The sequence below is a fragment of the Paenibacillus sp. S150 genome (genome assembly GCF_019352175.1).
Taxonomy (GTDB): Bacteria; Bacillota; Bacilli; order Paenibacillales; family Paenibacillaceae; genus Paenibacillus_AQ.
Genome location: NZ_JACBYI010000003.1, coordinates 280060 through 299114 on the forward strand (window position 1 = coordinate 280060; position 19055 = coordinate 299114).

Consider the following 19055-nt stretch of genomic DNA (forward strand, 5'->3'; position numbering starts at 1 on the left):
AGGCTCTTTCCGGATCTCATGCAGCCGGTTATGCGGATTTCCATTTTTCCGCTATAATAAATTTCATATTGATATATGCAAAGGATGGGATACTTATGGACGCTACCGTTTCCATGCGCTGGCTGCTGGCAAGACTCTATGAGCCGGAGCAGACAATCGTCGACTGCCGGTTTACACTCGGTAAACCTGAGGCTGGCCGGGAAAGCTATGAACAAGAGCATATTCCGGGTGCTGTCTATCTCGATTTGGAACTTGATCTGTCCAGTCCTGCAGGGGAACACGGCGGACGCCATCCCTTGCCCGACCCGCAGGCGCTTGCTGCACGCCTCTCGAAGCTCGGAATTGGCAACGATACACGCATCGTGGCCTATGATGACGAGAATGGCATGAATGCTGCGCGGCTTTGGTGGCTGCTGCGCTACCTCGGACATGAGCAGGCATTCATTCTGGAAGGCGGGTTCAGCGCCTGGAAAGCAGCGGAATTCCCGGTGACGGATCATCAGCCGGTGCGGGTGCCAAGTTCATTTACAGCAAATGTGCAGCCGCAGATGCTGGCAGATGTCGGTGAGGTTCGCCGGGTATCCGGACAGACGGTTGAAAATGCTCCGGCTTCGGATTCAGATTCGACCTCTGCTCTTCCCGTGCTGATCGACTCCCGCGCGAATGACCGCTATCGCGGGCAGAATGAAACGCTGGACAAGAAGGCCGGACATATCCCGGGCGCGGTCAACTACTTCTGGAAGGATACGCAGCACGCAGACGGCAGCTTTAAGAGCGCTGAGGAGTTGCAGGAGCATTTCTCCGAGCTGGACCAAGACGCTGAGATCATCGTCTACTGCGGCTCCGGCGTAACCGCCTGCCCCAATGTGCTGGCGCTGGAGAAGGCCGGATTCAAGAATGTCCGGCTGTATGCGGGGAGCTGGAGCGATTGGAGTTCGTACCCTCAAAACCCTGTAGCCACTGGCGACAAAGAAAAGGCTTAAACGGCATAGCAGCATGTGACTCGGAGTACATCGTTCATGTAGCGATGTACTTCTTTGCTACGTGCTCGGGATCGTCGAAGTCAACAAGGAGTCAACGCTCGCTCTCTGTAAACATTTTCAGGAAGCCCCGCACCGAGCGCCTGTTTGTATGATTCTTTATTTATCGTACAGCCCACCGAGCATACGTCCTCACCGCTGTACGCAAACAATGAAAGCCGGCAGTTACGACTTATGAAGCGGTTGATCAAATCAGTCAACGGCTCAACAGCGATAAGTACTCATTCAACATGAAGTCAACAAAAATGGTGATTTAAGGTGATTGCGGCGGAAGTCAAACGTTTGTGTGTTGCTGTTGTCGTGGATTGTAAAATATGAAAAATTAAGTGAATTAGATATGCAGATCGACTGTTCAGATAGCCGTGGTTAAAAGGTTACGATACTGCTGTGTATTTTGAGGGGACTTGGGTTGAGGTGCCTAAAAGGAGTTGCAAAAGTTGAGCGAGATAGTACAGCTTGAAAAGCTATGTAATTATTTAATGCTCGGAGAGATAGTAGAAGCGCCTGTAGCAGTGAGTGGCGGGTTTATGCACCGAATGTATGCGTTAAAAACCACTCTCGGGAGATACGTAGTCAAAGCACTAAACCCAGAAATCATGCGCAGACCTACTGCCATGAAAAACTTTATTGACTCAGAACGGATTGCCAATGTTGCTGCAGGCTATGTGCCTGCCCTACCGGCTAAAGTGTTCAGTGAAAATTCTATTCATGAAGTAGACGATCAATTCTATCTTGTTTTTGATTGGATAGATGGACGATACACTCCATTATACGCTATGCAGATACTATCTTTGAGTTAGAAGCATGGCTTAAGATCGAAGAAGCTTGATGCACTTCTCTTTATTAAGGATACGATAGTTTCTCAATTACGATGGCTTGCAAGCAACAGCGTTGGACACTTGTCCCCCCTTCGGGTGTTACTTTACTTCGCTTGGCCTTTTGTTGGCGATCCGTTCGGCTTGACCTAGCCACAGGGTGGATGACTTGCCCGACTCAAACCGTCTTGCCGCTCCAGCCCCGTCCTCCACGGGCTTCTTGCTCCACAAGTCCGCCCAAGCGCCAAGGGAGGTCGTTGAAAACGGGCGTTGGCATGTCTTCCGAGGCATTCCCGCCGCGCTGCTCCGAACCCCCATTTTTTTTCGTTGGAACTATTCAAGAATCGGGGGCGTGGGGGAGTAAGGAGCTGGAGCGACTGGATTTCATATAGCGAGAATCCGGTGGCGACGGTGGAAGAATAAATTACAAAGAGCCCGCGCAGGACGCGGGCTCTTTGTGCTGAAGTTATGCCGGGGTACAAATCGTACAGAGCAACAAGAGAAATTTTCTAAGCTATTAATATGCGAATGCTAAAGCCCGTACTTTCAGACCTTGAATTTTTTGATCAGCTCCTGTAAACTTTCGGAAATTCCAGCCAGTTCATGAGTGGAGTGATTGATTTCTAGCATCATGGCCATTTGCTCCTCAGTTGAAGCCGAGGTTGATTGAGCGCTGTCCGCCGTCCGTTTGGAAATATTGGAAAGCTCAAACACCGTAGCTGAAACCTGTTCCGTACTGGCTGACATCTGCTCGGCTGAAGCAGATATATCTTGGATCATTCCATTAATGAGCGTGGTCGACTGTTCAATACCGCTGAAAGCATCGGCTGCGTCAGTTGAAACCTGTAATCCCTGATTAAGCTGCTCACGGACATTCCCCTGCAGCGCTTGGTTTGAACGATGAATTAATTCGATCATTCGGTTGAGGGTGCTGCCGATCTGCACAGCAGTTTGGTTTGACTGCTCAGACAATTTCCGAACTTCAGACGCAACGACCGCAAACCCCCGCCCGTTCTCGCCGGCACGTGAAGCCTCGATGGCGGCATTCAAGGACAGCAAATTGGTTTGTCTGGAAATATCGGAAATTGCCACTGTCATCTTTCCCGCTTCGCCGGAGAGCATGGACAGCTCGTTCATAATTCCGGAAGAATCATCAACGGCGGACATAATTCTGTTCATCTGATTACCGACTTCCTGAATATGATTATTGCCGACACTGACCTGTTCGCCTGTCTTGTAAGCAGCTTCCACAATGACTCCCGCAGATTCAGCGACAGATACAATGCCGCGGGCCATTTCATCAATTGTACTAGCCGCCTGTTTAGCGGCTTCCGCACCACTAACTGCATACTCTGCATTTTCCTGAACTATTTCAGTAACATGGTTCACAGACTCAGTCGTCTCCTGTGTACTCTTCTGAATGATATCAGCGGATGCTGCCAACATCTCGGAAGCCGATTTAACGGCCGTCACCATATTTTGTAAAGACATTGTCATATGATTGAAATTGGAGGCCAATAATCCAAACTCATCCTTCTTATTATAGGCTACTCTTCCCGTCAGATCACCTTCACGAATCGTTTGGATACTGGATTGCAGGTTCTTAATAGGACGTTTGAAGGCTCTCCAAAGGTAGACTATAAGCAAACAGGAAAAAACAAAACTTACAGCGATATAAGATAAGACAGCTATCTTAATTGGCTTAACCGCGTTAATATAATCTTCTGCGCCTACCAAAGCGCTAATTTCCCAACCGGTTGTCGGATCGATTGCGCTTAACGCATTCAGATAGATTGTTTCTCCTGTAACATCAGTTTGTATCTCCGAAGCAAAAAAATCGTCAGCTTTGCCAGGTGTAAAGTCTGCAGGAATCTGCTCGATTTCCTTGAACGGGAACCCTAGATCAAATCCATATGTATACAAATTACCTGCGCCCGCAACAACTTCACGCTCAGGAGTAAGGATAAGCAAACTCCCATTTTCACCGATATTAAAGTTGCTTATCAGTTCGGAAATCTTACTTGTGCTGACGCTGAACTTCAATGTACTCCCGCTGCCTTCCAGTTTACGAGTAAAAGTGACTACCTGATTCCCGGTCAGCGGGTCTGTTTCAGGCGTCGAAATCTGATATTTCTTTGCGTTTTCGGAGATGCTTTGATTTAACTCTTGTTCCAGCGAAACTATACTGCCTTCAGTGGAAATCGGTGCGGATACCATGCTACCGTCCGCTTGCTCAACTATAACAGATTCAAGATATGACATGGTTTCAAGTAAATAATTGAGCCGATTCTGCAAAGCCGCAGCATTATCCAGATCTGAACCTGACTCCAGAAAATATGCGGTCTGGTCGAGCTCTCTGACAACCGAATTGAAAATTTGACCTATCGTATTCTGGGCAATATTCAAACTTGCCTTGACGCCTATCTGAATTTGTTTATTAACTTCGCTCTTTGCACTATCATACGAAACAAATCCTATTAAGCTGCTAGGGATGAGAAGCACTAACAAAAGCACAGTTATCATCTTTCCCATAAAAGATTTATACCACTTGTAATTCCCCCCTTTTTTAGCTATAGCTTGGCGTACCTTCAACCGTTCCTTCGGAGGTTGGTGTGCTTGCTTTGCAGTTGTTATCGTATGTAGTTGGGTTGGCTCTTCCTGGTTCATCTTCTAATGACCTCCGAATATTTTTTCACCATATTTGTCAGTTGAACATGGTTTCAATGTTTACTATCGACGAAATAAGTTGAAAAATTTAGATTATTTCAGAAAATAAGTATATTTGCATAAAAAACATGATGATTTGTCTGAATTTTCTGAAAAATAATACTAATGCTACGGCAAGAATATCGAACCGAGGATTTCAGGTGTAAGATTGCCAACATATCACACGAGCTGAAGACGCCTCTCGGCATCGTAAAGGGCTTTGCGGAAACAGGCGAGGTTGTTTTCCAGTTCAAAAACGATCAGGGCCAAGAGCTCAACTGAAAAAAAGAAATCACACTGAAATAAAAAACACAACGGCCTGGAACTTTCAGGGCTGTCCTGTAAAACAGCTGCGGCGCCTCCTCCCCCTATCCACAAAAATATTTCATATTCCCAAATCCAGTGGAATAAAGTGTGATATTGATACCAAGAGGAGGATCAAGGCATGCCTTATTTCATATATCCGTATATCGGCTGGAAGCAGCAATGCACCAACGTCCCGGTCGTCTTTCCGCCGCAGCATCAGAATCGGCATCCAGGGTATGAATATTTGATGAACCCTCGACCGCTGTCACAAAATCCCGGCTACACAGGCAGCGGGAAGCTGAAAAACAAGATAGCGATTGTTACAGGGGGGGACAGCGGGATTGGCAGGGCTGTCGCCATAGCTTTTGCCAAGGAGGGTGCCGATCTGGTCATCGCCTATCTGGATGAGCATCAGGATGCGGCCGAAACGAAGCAAATGATCAACAATCTGGGCCGGCAATGTTTGCCGGTTGCTGTAGATTTAAGACAAGAGGAAAACTGTCATTCTGTAGTGGAAGCTGCGATAAAAGCTTATGGAAAGTTGGATGTTCTGGTCAACAATCACGGTGTGCAGTTTCATCAAAAAAGCATTATGGATATTAGCAGAGAGCAACTGATGAATACCTTCCAGACGAATATTATTTCCTTCTTTGATATGACGAAGGCGGCTTTGCCCCATCTCCCTGCAGGAAGCTCCATCATTAATACGACCTCGGATACAGCCTTTTCAGGAATGAGCAACATGATTGATTACACGGCCACCAAAGGAGCCATCGTCTCCTTCACCCGCTCTTTGGCCCTCTCGCTTGCCGATCAAGGCATTCGGGTTAATGCGGTGGCGCCCGGGCCGACCTGGACCCCGTTGATCCCCTCCGCATTTACCGCAGAAGAAGTAAGCACATTTGGCACGGAGGTACCCTTGAAACGCCCGGGACAACCGTTCGAGCTGGCTCCTGCCTATGTGCTGCTGGCTTCAGACGATGCTTCATACATGTCAGGGCAGGTTATTTTTGTGAATGGAGGCTCCATCGTCACCTGATAAATGGCCCGGAATCCATTGAAACCTCAAAGGAGCGAATAGGTTGGTCAAACTTACATTGGCAATAGCCAAACAATTGCTTGCAGCCGCGGAACAGAAAGCCCGTGAACTGGGGCTTTCCTGCGATATTGCAATCGTCGATGAAGGTGCAAATCTGATCGCCTTTCACCGCATGGACAACGCCCGGATCGCCGATATTGAGGTCTCCATGGGCAAGGCATGGACGAGCGCAGCCCTGCAAATGCCGACGGACAACCTGGCGCGGATTGCCCAACCCGGAGGTGATGCCTATGGGATCAACACAACCCATCAAGGGAAGATTACCATCCTGGGCGGAGGCATTCCGTTCGCCGCAGAAGGCAAGACCGCAGGCGGCATCGGCGTGAGCGGGGGAACGGGCTCCCAGGATATAGAAGTTGCGAACGCTGCTGTTCAAGCCTTCGTAAGTATACAGCAAGCCGGAGCTGTAGCATTTGTATCCGCCCGCATAGGTTCGAATGATTCGTTCAGAATTTAAAGGAAAAATAATTGCTCCGCCGCCGCCGGACCCAATTGTTCCTGCACCTTCATGCCTGCTTCGGCCATGATTTAGTCGGCGGTGCTCCGCCCGCACCCGGGATGGTATCCAGCCGTTCTCTTCGGGTCCGTTACAACAAAACAGGGATGTCCCTTAAGCCGCTGCACGGCTTGGGAAACATCCCTGCTGTTGTCATGAGCCTATGATGATGAATCTGTCCTGATCCTTTCTTTCTCCAATACCTCTTTCAGATCATCCTGAATACGGCGGTTCCAGAGCGGAACTCCGGACCGGTAGGCCGCCCGGCCAGTCAGGTGGGCGGACAGAGGCGAAGTCATAAATACGAAGACGATTCCGAGCAGCAGCTTGACACTGATGAAATCGAGAAAAAAAGCAAAGTAGAGAAAGGCCCCGCTGAGAACACATAACACTCCAAGCGTGGCGCTTTTGGCTGCGGCATGTGATCTCAGATATACATCCGGCAGGCGGATCAGTCCAACAGAGCTGACGGCACTAAGCAGAGCACCTGTCAGAATAAGCAATGCGAACACCAGTTCAGCTGCCGTCTTGATCATTTCCATATTCAAACACCACTCCCCTTTCGATATATCTGGCAAGCGCCATGGTTCCGATAAAAGAGAGAATTCCGATGAGCAGAATATATTCTATAAAGGCTTGTGTTCTGAACAAGACCGAGAGGACTGCCACCATTGCAAGCAGGTTGATTCCAATCGTATCCAGCGCTGCGACCCGGTCAGGCAGCGACGGCCCTTTGACCAGCCTCCAGGCGCAAATAGCAATGGAGATTACCATAATTGATATGGACAGCATAAGTATAAAGTTAATCATGAGCGGGACACCTCCAGAATCGCACGCTCGAACGTGTTGCGGATATTGTCTCTGAACTGTTCAGCATCCCTTATATCCATAGCGTGAATATATAATGTCCGGTTATCTTTTGAAACCTCCAGCACCACCGACCCTGGTGTTAGGCATAGCAGTGTAATCAGCACAGCCACTTCCCAGTCCGACTTCAGCTCTGTAGTGTACATTAGAATGGCCGGACGAATATCCAGCTTCGGCCTAAGCACGGCCTTCACCACAACATAACTGGATACGACCAGTTCACGCAGCAGCAGGGCAGCCAGCTTAATAATGGCCCATCCCCTGCCAAGATACAAACGTCCGTCGAAGAAACGCCGCAGTCCGAACAGAACAGCGATACCCAGAAGATATCCGACGATGAAACCGGATGCCGCCCAGTCATTATTCAAGAACATCCACAAGAACGCTATCATGAAATTCAATAATATTTGAAAGGCCATCTTCATCTACTCCTTCATGACAGCGTTAATGTATTCTGCCGGATCAGCCAGCACAGCTCCGGCTTGAAGAACATATCCGTTCACCGTCTCGGCGCCGACACCCATCAGAATTACGAGGGTAAACAGCACAGCGGCCGGGGCCATCATCGCTTTGTAACGCAAAGGGTGCACTTCCACTTCGTTCTTCTCGCCTCCCCAGAACACCTGCTGGAACACTTTGATCAGCGAATACAATACGACGAAGCTTGAAGCCAGCGCAATCAGTGCAAGCGCGGCATGCTGCTCTCCGAAGCCGCTGCGGACCATCATCACTTTTCCGGCAAAGCCGCTAAGCGGCGGTACGCCTACAAGCGCAAGTGTCAGGATAAAAAACATCCAGCCCGTCCATGGATACCGGCGGATCAAACCGCCCATCTGCCTCAGCTGCTCTGTTCCGGAGGCTGCGATAATCAGTCCGCCCAGGAAGAACAGCAGCGCCTTGGCAATCATATCGTGCATCAGATAGAATACTACCCCGTTCAATGAATCCTGGGTCAGGGTCGATATGCCAAAAGCAATAAAGCCCACACTGATCACAATATTATAATTAAAGATCCGGCTTAGATCATTGTAAGCCAGCGCCCCGACGGCACCAAGAATCATCGTTGCTCCGGCCATCCAGCCGATCAGCGTATGCGTCAGGCCCGGGTCGTGAACAAAAATCAGCGAGAATGTGCGCGTGATGGCATACAGCCCCACCTTGGTCAGCAAAGCCCCGAACAATGCTCTTACTGCCAAAGGCGGAGCACTGTATGAATCCGGGAGCCAGAAGAACAGCAGCAGACCGGCTTTGAGCGAGAATACCAGCAGCAGCAGCACTGCAATAACATTCATAACACCGCCCTGCCCGGCCTCGGCCACACGCATTGCCAGATGAGCCATATTAAGCGTACCTGTCGCTGCATATAGATAGGCGATTGCCGCTACAAACAAGCTGGAGGAAATCACATTGACGAGTATATATTTTAACGTCTCACGCAGCTGGACCTTGGTCCCGCCCAGCACAATCATAGCATATGAGGCGACCAGCAGTACCTCGAAGCATACGAACAGGTTAAACAGGTCTCCGGTGAGAAAGGACCCGAACACACCGGTCAGCAGGAAATGGAAAAACGTATAGAAGTAAAACCGCTCCCGCTGTTCACCGATACTCGCGAAGGAATAGAACAGGCAGGCTGCGCCTACAACCGACGTCGTCAATACCAGCAGCGCCGCAAACATATCAGCAACAAAGACGATGCCATAAGGGGGCATCCATCCCCCCATATACAGCGTTTGAATCCCATTCGTACTTACCTGATATACAATGACTACCGCAACAGCAATATTCATAAATACACTGACTGCACTGATAATACGCTGCAGGTTAATCCTGTCTTTCAGAAAAATCAATATGACCGCCGTAAATGCCGGAATGAGCAGAGGCAGCACCAGCAGGTTGTTCATTCTCTCTCCCCCTTGCTTCCTTCCACATCATCCATCCCTGCCGAGCGGTATGCCCGGTAGGCCAGTACAATGAAGAATGCTGAAACCCCAAAGCTGATTACAATCGAAGTGAGAATAAGCGCCTGGGGCAGCGGATCGACATAAGCGTCCGCTTTCTCGCCAAGCAGCGGGGAAGCGCCAGTCTTAAGGCCCGCCATGGTCAGCAGCAGCAGATGAACGCCGTGAGTCAGCAGCGTCGTCCCCAGAAGGATGCGGAGCAGGCTTTTGGAGAGGACCAGATACACACCAACAGTAAATAAGACACCGATCGCCAGGACAATAAGGAGTTCCATCAGCTATCCCTCCCGATCGTAAAAATAATATTCATGGTGACACCGATAACCGACAGGTATACTCCCAGATCGAACAGCATCGCTGTGGTAAGTTCCGTTTTGCCCATAATCGGCAGTTCGAAATATCCAAAGGCCTGGGTAAGGAAGGGAACATCGAACACAAAGGAGCCTGCCCCTGTGAGAAATGCTATTGAAATCCCGGCCGCAATTAATTTACGGTAATCGACAGGCAGTACCTTCTCCACAAACTCCGCACCGAACGCAATCGAGAGCAGCACGAGCGCCGCAGCAGCCATCAGCGCCCCTATAAAGCCGCCCCCCGGATTGTTATGACCGGCAAAGAATAAGTACAGCGAGAATGTAATGATGATCACGAATGCCACTTTGGCCACCGACTGCAGCAGCACATCGTTGCTGCGGGCAAAGCGCGGCTTGTTCCCGTCAAGCCCACTCTTCACCAGAGCGGGTTTACTGTCCGGTTCAAGCTGCAGCTTAATCATGGAATAAATGGCCAGTGAGACAAGTCCAAGCACCGTGATCTCAAACATGGTATCAAAGCCGCGGAAATCAACAAGCAGCACATTAACAATGTTTTTGCCGCCGCCCAGAGTATAGCTGTTCTCCACGTAGTAGCTTGAAATGGACTCGAACGGGCTGCTGCCAAGAGCCGCCAGTGCTACAAGCATCATTATTACACCGAACCCGATGGAAATTATCAGCTTCGGCAGCTTCAACCGGAATTTGACCTTCTCGCGTGTGAGTCTGGGCAAATGCCGGAAACAGAGCAGGAACAGCGTGACCGACACGACTTCGACGATCATTTGCGTAAGCGCCAGGTCGGGCGCCCGGAACAGGATAAAGAGCAGCGTCACCATATATCCAACCATTCCCGTCAACAGAATCGCCGAAATTCTGGATTTTGCAAACGGAATGGCGAGCGCACCGGCCAGCATGACCAGTACTGCAACCACCTCAAAGAAGGAGATCGGGGCATATTCCCCTTGGCCAAACGTAATTCCTTCCGTGTACAGCATTGATCCGCCTACTGCAACAATGAGCAATGTAAAGATGTACATAAGATAATGACGCATGGAGCCTGTCATATACAGTCCGGTCAACGAACGGGACGACCGTTCTACCAGCCGGATGCTGCCGTCATAGACTTGGTTTAGAGTGTATCCTCCACCCCACTCTTTATCAACGAGACTCAGGCGGCCGTATAGACGGTAAACGATTATCCCAAGTATTACAACACCAAGAGTCATCCAGATTTCGGTTGTGAAGCCATGCCAGAAATAAATGTTCACATAAAAGGGGGAGCTTGCCGCCAGCTGCGGATGAATGGCACTCATCCCCGGAACAATCAGTGTCTTGGACAGCATGTTCGGGAATAAGCCAATCACAACGGCCAGCAGTGCCAGGAGGACAGGAGGAAGCAGAAGCCCAAACGACGCCTCGTGCGGTTTCTTATCCAGCTTCTCCGGCTGGTATTTGCCGAAGAAGGTATGGAAGACCATAATCATACTGTAGGTAAAGGTAAATACGCTCGCAATCCAGGCCAGAACCGGAAAGATTGTGAAAAACGATTGAATGTTAAGGATATCCAGCTCCCTGATATTCAGAACAGCCGTAAAGAACATTTCCTTGCTCAAGAATCCGGCGAACGGCGGCAGCCCTGCCATGGAAAAGCTGCCAATCATCGCCACTGTGAAGGTCACCGGCATCAGAGATACCAGACCTCCCAGCTTGCGCAGATCGCGGGTATTGGTCTCATGGTCGACAATCCCGACCACCATAAACAGCGAACCTTTGAATATGGCATGATTAATCAAATGGAAGAGGGCCGCCGTGGTTGCGGCGGTGAAGAAAACAGCCTCTTCACCCGTGTAAAACGAAGCCGCTGACCCCATTCCAAGCAATCCCATAATCAGTCCCAGCTGACTGATTGTAGAATAGGCTAACAGAGCCTTCAGGTCCGTCTGCTTCATCGCCTGGATCGATCCATAGATCAAGGTGATCAGGCCGACGCCCGACACAATCCAAAACCACTCATGTTGCCCCGCGAAGACCGGGCTGAAACGCGCGACCAAATATAGACCAGCTTTGACCATAGTCGCCGAGTGCAGATAAGCACTGACCGGAGTTGGTGCTTCCATTGCATCCGGCAGCCAGATATGAAAAGGGAACTGGGCCGATTTGGTGAAGGCGCCAAGCAATACCAGAAGCAGCGACGGAATGAACAGCGAGTGTCCGCTAATATCACCGGCCTGGCTCCAGATCTCGCGGATGCTGAAGGTACCTGTCATCACATACAGCATCAGGAAGCCTGCGAACATCGCCAGACCGCCGAAGACCGTAATCAGCATCGACTTTAGTGCGCCGTAGCGTGACTTCTGTCTTCGGTGCCAGTAAGCGATCAACAGGAATGACGATACACTCGTCATCTCCCAGAATCCGTACAAGACCATCAGGTTGTCGGACAGCACTGCCCCAAGCATCGCCCCCATAAATAACAGGAGATACACATAAAACGGGGTCAGCTCTTCCTTGCGTTTGTCCAGATAAAAAATGGAATAAATGATTACAAGCGTACCCATTCCCGTAATTAATAATGCGAACAGCAAGCTTAATCCATCCAGATGGAACACCAGATCAATACCAAGGGACGGAATCCATGATACAGTCTCATATCCGGACTCCCCTCCCTTGATAACCGGAATCCGGCTCAAGAAATAAATGAACAACACCAGCGGTGCGGCAAGTACAAGCCATCCTCTATGGAGCTTGCGCATCCTCCCGCGTAGAAGTGCTGTCATCAGGGCCAGAAGAAACGGAACAAGTACGGTTATATGAAGCAAAGGCAAGCCTCCTTTTCACTCTACTTTTCAAGTTGTGAACATTGGTACTTACTTCCGGAAGACAAAGCCGATTATAAAGGATCGGTCAGTGTCCCTTCGCAGATATGCAGATATCTTGCCTTACCATCTTGCTCAATTCTGAACAAGCCATTCTCAAATTCCGTATGCAATTCGTGAAAATATTTTCCTTTGATTGAATCGTTGCCTTCCGGTTCATCGCTGAGCTGGTAGACGTCCCCCTTCTTCACCAGATAGGAGATTACGCCTTCTTCATGCGATTCTTCAAGACCGGCGCGCATCCGTTGAACAGCAACAACATGCAGATCCATCATCTTCATTTTGCTGATAAGCTCATTGACAAAGTTGCGCTTGGTCAGTTCCTGCCACAGCGTTTGGGCCGATTGCCCGATAATGATCTGAGTGACTTCTTTTTCTTCTGCTGCTTCAACAATTACGTCCGTTGTCTTGCGTCCCCGGCGTTTGCGGACCATAAACTCTGCCCCGGCTTCCTCGGCCAGACGCTTCCAGACCGCCATAAACATTTCTTTGCTCTGGTTATATTCATCACTGTCCGAACTATCCACATTGAGCACATATAGCGGCGCCCCGATCATCTCCGATAGCTGGACACCACGCCGGATTAAACGCTCCCCGTGCGGACCATAATGAACACATACCATAATCTTTTCCTTGTGAATGACCTTCGCCCTCCTGTTAACATGGGCAAGAAATACAAAAGGAGCCTACTGGCGTTAGGCCCCTTTCTGTTGTTTCAAACCCTTAAAAGTTATAATTAAATTATATCTATTCAGATGCTGATTGTAAAGTTTACGGACATGAAAAAGACAAAATTGTTACGATAGCCGGCCGCGTCCACGCGGGCTTTTTGTCTCCTCTTCTTCTCTCAGGCACGGAAGATGGGGTAATTAATTTTTTTAAGAACACGGAAATATTCGGCCACCGCCTTTTCCTTTGCACTCTGGTTCAGCATCGTCAGCATAGACTCGTTGAGTACTGCATCAAAGCTGTTATCGTCAAAAGGAAGCTTCATGGCGTTTCCCTGTCTGACATGGATATTTACAGCTCCAAGCAAAAAAACAATTCGCCATATTTCGAAATTCCGTTCAGCAGGAGTGATCTGGCAGACTATTTGACCGTTGACCGCAGTGCCTTCCACCGCAGGCTGTCACCAGATGGAGCTGTAAATTCAACATATAATGACTGTTAACGGTCCCTGCTTACCACATAATTCATTAAATGCTTCAGAAAAGTGATATTGCGGGGCACCTCTCTCTCGGCTTCCATGGCGAGGCAATAATGTTCCCACATCGCTTTACCGGCACCATCCAGACCCAGAACGGATACGAAATTCGAATGGTTATTATCCGCATCCTGGCCAACCGGTTTTCCGAGCACCTCCGTGTCTCCCTCCACATCCAGCAGATCATCTCTGATTTGAAAAGCAATCCCCAGATGATAAGCGAACTTCTTGAGCGCATGAATTTCCGCCTCACTGGCCTGTGCCAGCATGGCCGGCATAACCAGGCAGGCCTCAAACCCCAATCCTGTTTTGTAAAAACAAACCATATTCAGCTGCTCAAGCGTGAGCGCCTTTCCTTTTGAATCCAAATCCATAGCCTGCCCCATGCACATCTCTTCTGCCTTTTGGGCCGAGTAACGCATCAAGGCAAGGACGGTTTCGGCATTGAACCGGTTGAGAGACGCCTGTTCCCCAATGGCCTTCTGAATCAGATACAGACCGGTTAATTCTGCTATGGCGCTGCTGTGAATCTCATGCAAGGTCTGACGGCCTCTGCGGGTAGATGCATTATCCTGGGAGGGAAGGTCATCAAAGATCAGCGAAGCGGTATGCATATACTCCAGGGACCGCAGAAGCGGCACGATTGAGGCTGCCTCCAAGCCATAGCCATTGACGCCCATAACCCAGGCCAGGATCGGACGCACGCGCTTCGCATCCCCTTCGAGGCTGTAATTTGCAGCATCAATAAGCTGTTCCTTCATTGCCGGAATTCCCTGTGGCTTGATAAATTTCAATTGGCTATTAATTTGAGCGCGGACATTTTTCAATGTGTTAAAAAAATCTTCCTTTTCCTTGGCATCATTCTTCAACTGGAAGATCATCCGGTCCCGGAGCAGCTTGTCGAAGAAATCCACATCGCCGGCTTTGCGCACCATTGTCTGGATGAGAAGGTTGAATTCCGGATTGCCGGATGCAAAAATCTTCATTGCTTCATTATATTTATCCGCCCCTGCACGTTCTCTATACCGCTTAAGCCCGTTTACTGCACGGTCAAGCATCACCTCTCGGGCCTTGGGACTCGCATCATACACGTTATGGATCAGATGGAAAATGACCGCCCAGTACAGCTCAAAGGGATTGATAAGATCCGGCCTTTGGTCCCGATGCTGCAAATAATAGGTATATGGCGTTACCGCCCCGTCCTTCATATCGTCGGCCATATCCGCAAAATCATCGGCAAGCTGATTATAGATGCCAAAAAAGAAGGTCCGCTGCTCAAACCCCTCATCCTCAGGAGCGCTAATGATGGAACGGGCAATCAGCCGGGACGAAGAAGACTTCAAAATAACGGGGAGATACAGCTCTTCATTGGTATAATCAGCTCGCGACAAAACCTTAATCCGGTCGATATCCTGAGCTTGAAAAAAGATATAGGACTGCCCGAAAAACGTCTGCCTGGTGTCAGGCTCCTGATGCTCCTTAATATACTCAAAGGCCTCCGAGAGCTCCGAATGTATATAATGAATCAGCCGTCTGTTGTCCCCCTGCCATTCGCCAAGCTCAGGCGCAGTTCCAGTGAGCAGCGCTGTGCGTATCATACCGGAATATTGTTCTTTTTCTTGAAAGTTCAACACCTGTGAATCAAGCAGATCATCAATAAAAGGATAGGTTAGGCCATAGGAGTAACCAAGTCTGATCGCTTCGTCCAGTCTGACCGACCGTTCCGCCGGTGGAACTCCGTCGCCCATTTCTTCCATTACATGCAGAACAACACCGGCTATAATCTTGATCAGCTTACGCTGGGCATGCTCCGCATTCATTCCCTCGGGAATGTTCGCTGCAACAGACCTCAGCTTGTTGAATACCCAGATTGCGGCGGCTTCTATGCCTTCCTTTTGGGCCCAGCGGTACACCCCTGCCAGATTCATAGACTCCGGCTGATCCGGTTTATCAGCGCTGATGGACTGAAGCAGATATTTCTTCAAGTCCGCAGCCGCACGCTGAATGCGGGCCTGTGTGACAGGAGAATCCACAGCCTTGCCCAGATCCCTCATATAAATATAAGAGACACTCCGGCTCAGATATTCATCCAATTTACCACTGTTACTCAGCCATTGAATATATCTGTAATAATCACGGGTATCCGGCTTGCTGTTCCCCTTCGATATAAAAGCTGCCCACGGAAAGCGACGGACATGCTTTCTCTTCCATTTTTGGATATCCTCTGTAAGAGCAGCCACATAGGATTTGTCCATGACTTGATCATAGAGGGATGAAAAATACAGGGCTGCCTTCTGCTCTGCCATGCGATAGCTGGTGCTGGCATGATTTCTAAATTTTTCATTCATACGATGCACAACCTCAATTTCTTATTTGTTTATCATCGGTGCATTTCATCCTGAGGAAGCAATTCGGATGATGGTTTTATTTTTATACGGCTAAGGACCTGGATGGTTACGAAAAATGAATGCATACCACAAAATAAGACACCCAAGAGTTTGGGTGCCTGTGCCAAGCATATAAATTCTATATTTCAAAAAAAGAGAGCCGGCTTGCAGCTCCCTTATTATTCTCGGTATTCTTACTTCCCTGTATACAGCTTGGTTTTCATCAAGGCCTCCAGGAATGAGAACTTGCTGTATGCCGTTCCGCCTTGGGCCAGCGGATCTACAATATTGACATACACATTGCCGCTCTTGACCGCCTTCAGATTCTTCCAGATCGGATTTTTCTGCAGCTCTTCCAGCGCCTTCGGATTATCCGTATTCTCATCTGCCGAGAACTGGACAAACAGGTAATCCGGGTTCATCGCCGCAAAGGCCTCCAGCGAAATATTCTGCTGCGCTTTTGCTTTCAGCACTTCACCAGGTACAGCTGCACCAAGATCTGCGTACAGGGACCGGTTGAAGAAGACATCCTGCGGATAGATGAACAGATTGCCTACACGGATGCGGACCGCCACGACCTTCTTGTCCTTGAACTTCGGAGCAAGCTTCGCCTTGGCTGCTTTTAATTCACTCTGGTATTTCAGAATCGCTTGTGTCGATTCCGTCTGCTTGCCGGTAAGGGCCGCCAGCAGCTTCAGGTTGTTCATCCAATCCGTTGAGATATGGGATACAGGAATTGTAGTGGCTATTTTCGCCAGCTTCTCATTTGTCTCTGCCGGGAATTTGGTGCTGCTGAGGATAACAGCCGGTTTGAGCTTCAATATGGTCTCCAGATTTGGCTCCATTTTCTCGCCGATGGGCTTAACGCCGCTCGTAATTTTGGAGAACATGGCCGGAAACTCCCCTCCGACAGTAGGAGCCCCCTTTGGTTTGAAATTCAGCACCAATGCGTCTTCAAAAGCCTCCAGTGCGCCGACAATGACAATGTTATCGGTCTTTGCAGGAACCGTATAGACCTTTCCTTTATAGGTAATCTTCTGCGTAGCCGTTGCTTTCGCTACGCTTACAGGCGCCGCACCAGCGCTTACGGCAGATCCGATTCCCAATACCATTACACTGGCTAGCACCAAACTCTTTAATCTTTTCATCATCGCCTACTACCCCACCCCAGATCTTATTAATAATGATAATCATTATCGGTATAATCATAGTTTCATCCGTGATATTTGAACATGGATTTTATCCGCAAATAATTTGGACGATCTTCGTATTGTGAGGGGGCTGCAATTCACGAAACATACAGCTGTGCGCTATGCACTCCACACTGGCTGCTCCCGGGAGACCCTTGCAGCCAGGCTTCTGCGGAGCAGATCATTTACAGGTTCAAGCTATATAAAGCCGGCTTGGAGTAAGAACGGCGGAGGGCTGAACTCCACGCACACAGCAAACAGCGCGCACCGGGCGGAGCCCGGCACGCGCTGTTAATCCAGTTGAACGGCAAAAGGACACTCTGCCTGAGTAATGCAGACTATATCCGTGAGGCCGCGGTGTCGGCTATCCGCCACCGCAGCTTGTACAGCCCGGGAAGCACGATGCCCAGCAGCACCAGCACAACTCCGGTCCACTGCAGTCCGCTTACCCGCTCATGCAATACGAACGAGGACAGCAGCACGGCAACCGGCAGCTCGGCCGCACCGAGAATGCCTGCCATTCCGCCCCCAATATGCGGGACACCAACCGCAAACAATACCGGGGGAATAAAAGCCCCGAACAAGCCCAATAGAAATCCGAACAGCAGCAGCTGTCCCCACAAAAGGCCGTTAAACAGAAAGTATGGCGGGAAAAGAACGAACAGCAGCAGCAGACCGCCGGTAACCATCCATGCACTGCGGTATGCGGGATGTGCCGAGGGAACGGCTTTGCCGCTGAAGATAATGAACATGGAATAGCTTACTGCGGACAGCAGGCCCAGCGTGAGCCCCAGAACGTTGAAATGCGCTGCGCCCTGGTCCATGATTCCTGCGGCAAGCAATGTGCCGCCGAACAGCAGCAGCAATGTCAGCAGCGTTACCTTGTCGGGACGCTGGCGCTTGCTGACCGCCTGAACCAGCACGCTGATCCAGGTGAACTGGAACAGCAGAATGATGGCCAGCGAAGCCGGAATGTAACGCAGTGACTGGTAGTAGACCAGACCCGTTACCACCGTAGGCGCTCCCGCCAGCATCAGCAGCAGCCTCTGCTTCCACGTAAGTGCTGGCGATGCCTTCCGCGCTGCAGCGGGTGAAATGCCTTCGCTGCGCAGTTTGCGCGTCTGTCTGACCTTTGTATACAGCGCCAGCAGCCAGGCAAGGATGCAGCCGGTCAACAGCTGCGTGCCAACCACTTCACCGAGCTGATACCCTTCTCCGTAAGCCAGTACAACTATTGTGGATAAAATTCCGTAGCTCATGGCTCCCACCAGCACGGATATTAAATACTTGAAATCTTTCATGTTGCATATCCTCCTGAATCTTCCGAATAAGCCGTGACACGCAAAAAAACCTAACTGCGGGGACAAGGACCCTGAAAAATGATCCTTGTCATCGTAGTTAGGAAGAGTAGGCTTCCTGTAGAAACCCTCGCCCTGTAGATGCCAATCGGCTGCGAGGCTATACGAGAACGGTATGTAATTATATGCATGACGACTGTTCATATGTTACATGGCAAGTAAGCTGATGTCAACCCATAATTCTTTAAATTTGTGGAAGCTGGAATCCAGCCGGCCATCCTTTATTTCACCCCGTATTTTTCCTGAAAATATCGGCCGCTATCAGCTCAACCCATACACTCTGTAATCTGATTTCCTCAGTAAGCTCTGTTATTTTTGAAACATGTCAGATTTGATTCACGTAACAAAACATATTATTAACCTTATTTTCCGCCTCCCTCCCCCATATCGGGCAATAATTCGGAGCTAAACCCGATCTTCTCTGATAAAATGAATC

16 protein-coding genes and 1 pseudogene are annotated in these 19055 nt (G+C 49.6%); 5 read left to right on the forward strand and 12 right to left on the reverse strand.

The window, feature by feature from the left end:
- The first annotated feature begins 95 nt into the window (after nt 1-95).
- Both HYD27_RS05690 and HYD27_RS05695 read left to right on the forward strand, forming a co-directional pair.
- Nucleotides 96-983 (forward strand): sulfurtransferase, encoded by an 888-nt coding sequence (locus tag HYD27_RS05690; protein ID WP_219212417.1) that lies wholly within the window; start codon nt 96-98, stop codon nt 981-983.
- A 494-nt stretch (nt 984-1477) separates the two neighbouring features.
- Nucleotides 1478-1840 carry a hypothetical protein gene (locus tag HYD27_RS05695; protein WP_219212419.1) on the forward strand — a complete coding sequence of 121 codons (363 nt, stop codon included), beginning with the start codon at nt 1478-1480 and terminating at the stop codon, nt 1838-1840.
- A 561-nt stretch (nt 1841-2401) separates the two neighbouring features.
- On the opposite strand, the gene HYD27_RS05700 is transcribed toward HYD27_RS05695, so the two are convergent.
- Nucleotides 2402-4522 carry a methyl-accepting chemotaxis protein gene (locus tag HYD27_RS05700; RefSeq protein ID WP_219212421.1) on the reverse strand — a complete coding sequence of 707 codons (2121 nt, stop codon included), beginning with the start codon at nt 4520-4522 and terminating at the stop codon, nt 2402-2404.
- A gap of 165 nt (nt 4523-4687) precedes the next feature.
- Between HYD27_RS05700 and HYD27_RS32890 the strand changes: the two genes are divergently transcribed.
- The 3 genes from HYD27_RS32890 to HYD27_RS05710 all read left to right on the forward strand — a co-directional run bounded on the left by HYD27_RS32890 (nt 4688) and on the right by HYD27_RS05710 (nt 6423).
- Nucleotides 4688-4843 (forward strand): histidine kinase dimerization/phospho-acceptor domain-containing protein, encoded by a 156-nt coding sequence (locus tag HYD27_RS32890; protein ID WP_375373895.1) that lies wholly within the window; start codon nt 4688-4690, stop codon nt 4841-4843.
- 163 nt (nt 4844-5006) lie between these two features.
- Complete coding sequence (locus HYD27_RS05705) at nt 5007-5906, forward strand: SDR family oxidoreductase (RefSeq protein WP_219212423.1); 900 nt, start codon at nt 5007-5009, stop codon at nt 5904-5906.
- Nucleotides 5907-5949: 43 nt separating this feature from the next.
- On the forward strand, nt 5950-6423 hold the full coding sequence (locus tag HYD27_RS05710; protein WP_219212425.1) for a GlcG/HbpS family heme-binding protein: 474 nt from the start codon (nt 5950-5952) through the stop codon (nt 6421-6423).
- Between the two features lie 200 nt (nt 6424-6623).
- Here HYD27_RS05710 and mnhG read toward each other — a convergent pair whose 3' ends face one another.
- From mnhG to HYD27_RS05765, 11 genes and pseudogenes are all read right to left on the reverse strand, one after another.
- The gene (mnhG, locus tag HYD27_RS05715) at nt 6624-7004 is read right to left on the reverse strand and encodes a monovalent cation/H(+) antiporter subunit G (RefSeq protein ID WP_219212528.1); all 381 of its coding nucleotides are present in this window, start codon (nt 7002-7004) and stop codon (nt 6624-6626) included.
- Nucleotides 6979-7272: a Na(+)/H(+) antiporter subunit F1 gene (locus HYD27_RS05720; protein ID WP_219212427.1), complete on the reverse strand. Its 294-nt coding sequence runs from the start codon at nt 7270-7272 to the stop codon at nt 6979-6981. Before HYD27_RS05720 ends, mnhG begins: the two co-directional genes overlap by 26 nt.
- Nucleotides 7269-7748, reverse strand: coding sequence for a Na+/H+ antiporter subunit E (locus HYD27_RS05725; protein WP_219212429.1), 480 nt, complete (start codon nt 7746-7748; stop codon nt 7269-7271). Before HYD27_RS05725 ends, HYD27_RS05720 begins: the two co-directional genes overlap by 4 nt.
- 6 nt (nt 7749-7754) lie before the next feature.
- Nucleotides 7755-9233, reverse strand: a complete 1479-nt coding sequence (locus HYD27_RS05730) for a Na+/H+ antiporter subunit D (RefSeq protein WP_219212432.1) — start codon at nt 9231-9233, stop codon at nt 7755-7757.
- Complete coding sequence (locus HYD27_RS05735) at nt 9230-9565, reverse strand: Na(+)/H(+) antiporter subunit C (RefSeq protein ID WP_219212434.1); 336 nt, start codon at nt 9563-9565, stop codon at nt 9230-9232. Before HYD27_RS05735 ends, HYD27_RS05730 begins: the two co-directional genes overlap by 4 nt.
- The gene (locus HYD27_RS05740) at nt 9565-12429 is read right to left on the reverse strand and encodes a Na+/H+ antiporter subunit A (RefSeq protein ID WP_219212437.1); all 2865 of its coding nucleotides are present in this window, start codon (nt 12427-12429) and stop codon (nt 9565-9567) included. The genes HYD27_RS05735 and HYD27_RS05740 overlap by 1 nt, the downstream gene beginning before the upstream one ends.
- Before the next feature lie 65 nt (nt 12430-12494).
- Nucleotides 12495-13103 (reverse strand): universal stress protein, encoded by a 609-nt coding sequence (locus tag HYD27_RS05745; protein ID WP_219212438.1) that lies wholly within the window; start codon nt 13101-13103, stop codon nt 12495-12497.
- A gap of 254 nt (nt 13104-13357) precedes the next feature.
- Nucleotides 13358-13498: pseudogene (locus HYD27_RS05750) on the reverse strand (class I SAM-dependent methyltransferase); the annotation flags it as partial.
- A 149-nt stretch (nt 13499-13647) separates the two neighbouring features.
- The gene (locus tag HYD27_RS05755) at nt 13648-16032 is read right to left on the reverse strand and encodes a polyprenyl synthetase family protein (RefSeq protein ID WP_219212441.1); all 2385 of its coding nucleotides are present in this window, start codon (nt 16030-16032) and stop codon (nt 13648-13650) included.
- 233 nt (nt 16033-16265) lie between these two features.
- Complete coding sequence (locus HYD27_RS05760) at nt 16266-17219, reverse strand: ABC transporter substrate-binding protein (protein ID WP_483874570.1); 954 nt, start codon at nt 17217-17219, stop codon at nt 16266-16268.
- A gap of 380 nt (nt 17220-17599) precedes the next feature.
- Complete coding sequence (locus tag HYD27_RS05765; protein ID WP_219212445.1) at nt 17600-18562, reverse strand: EamA family transporter; 963 nt, start codon at nt 18560-18562, stop codon at nt 17600-17602.
- Between the last annotated feature and the right edge of the window lie 493 nt (nt 18563-19055).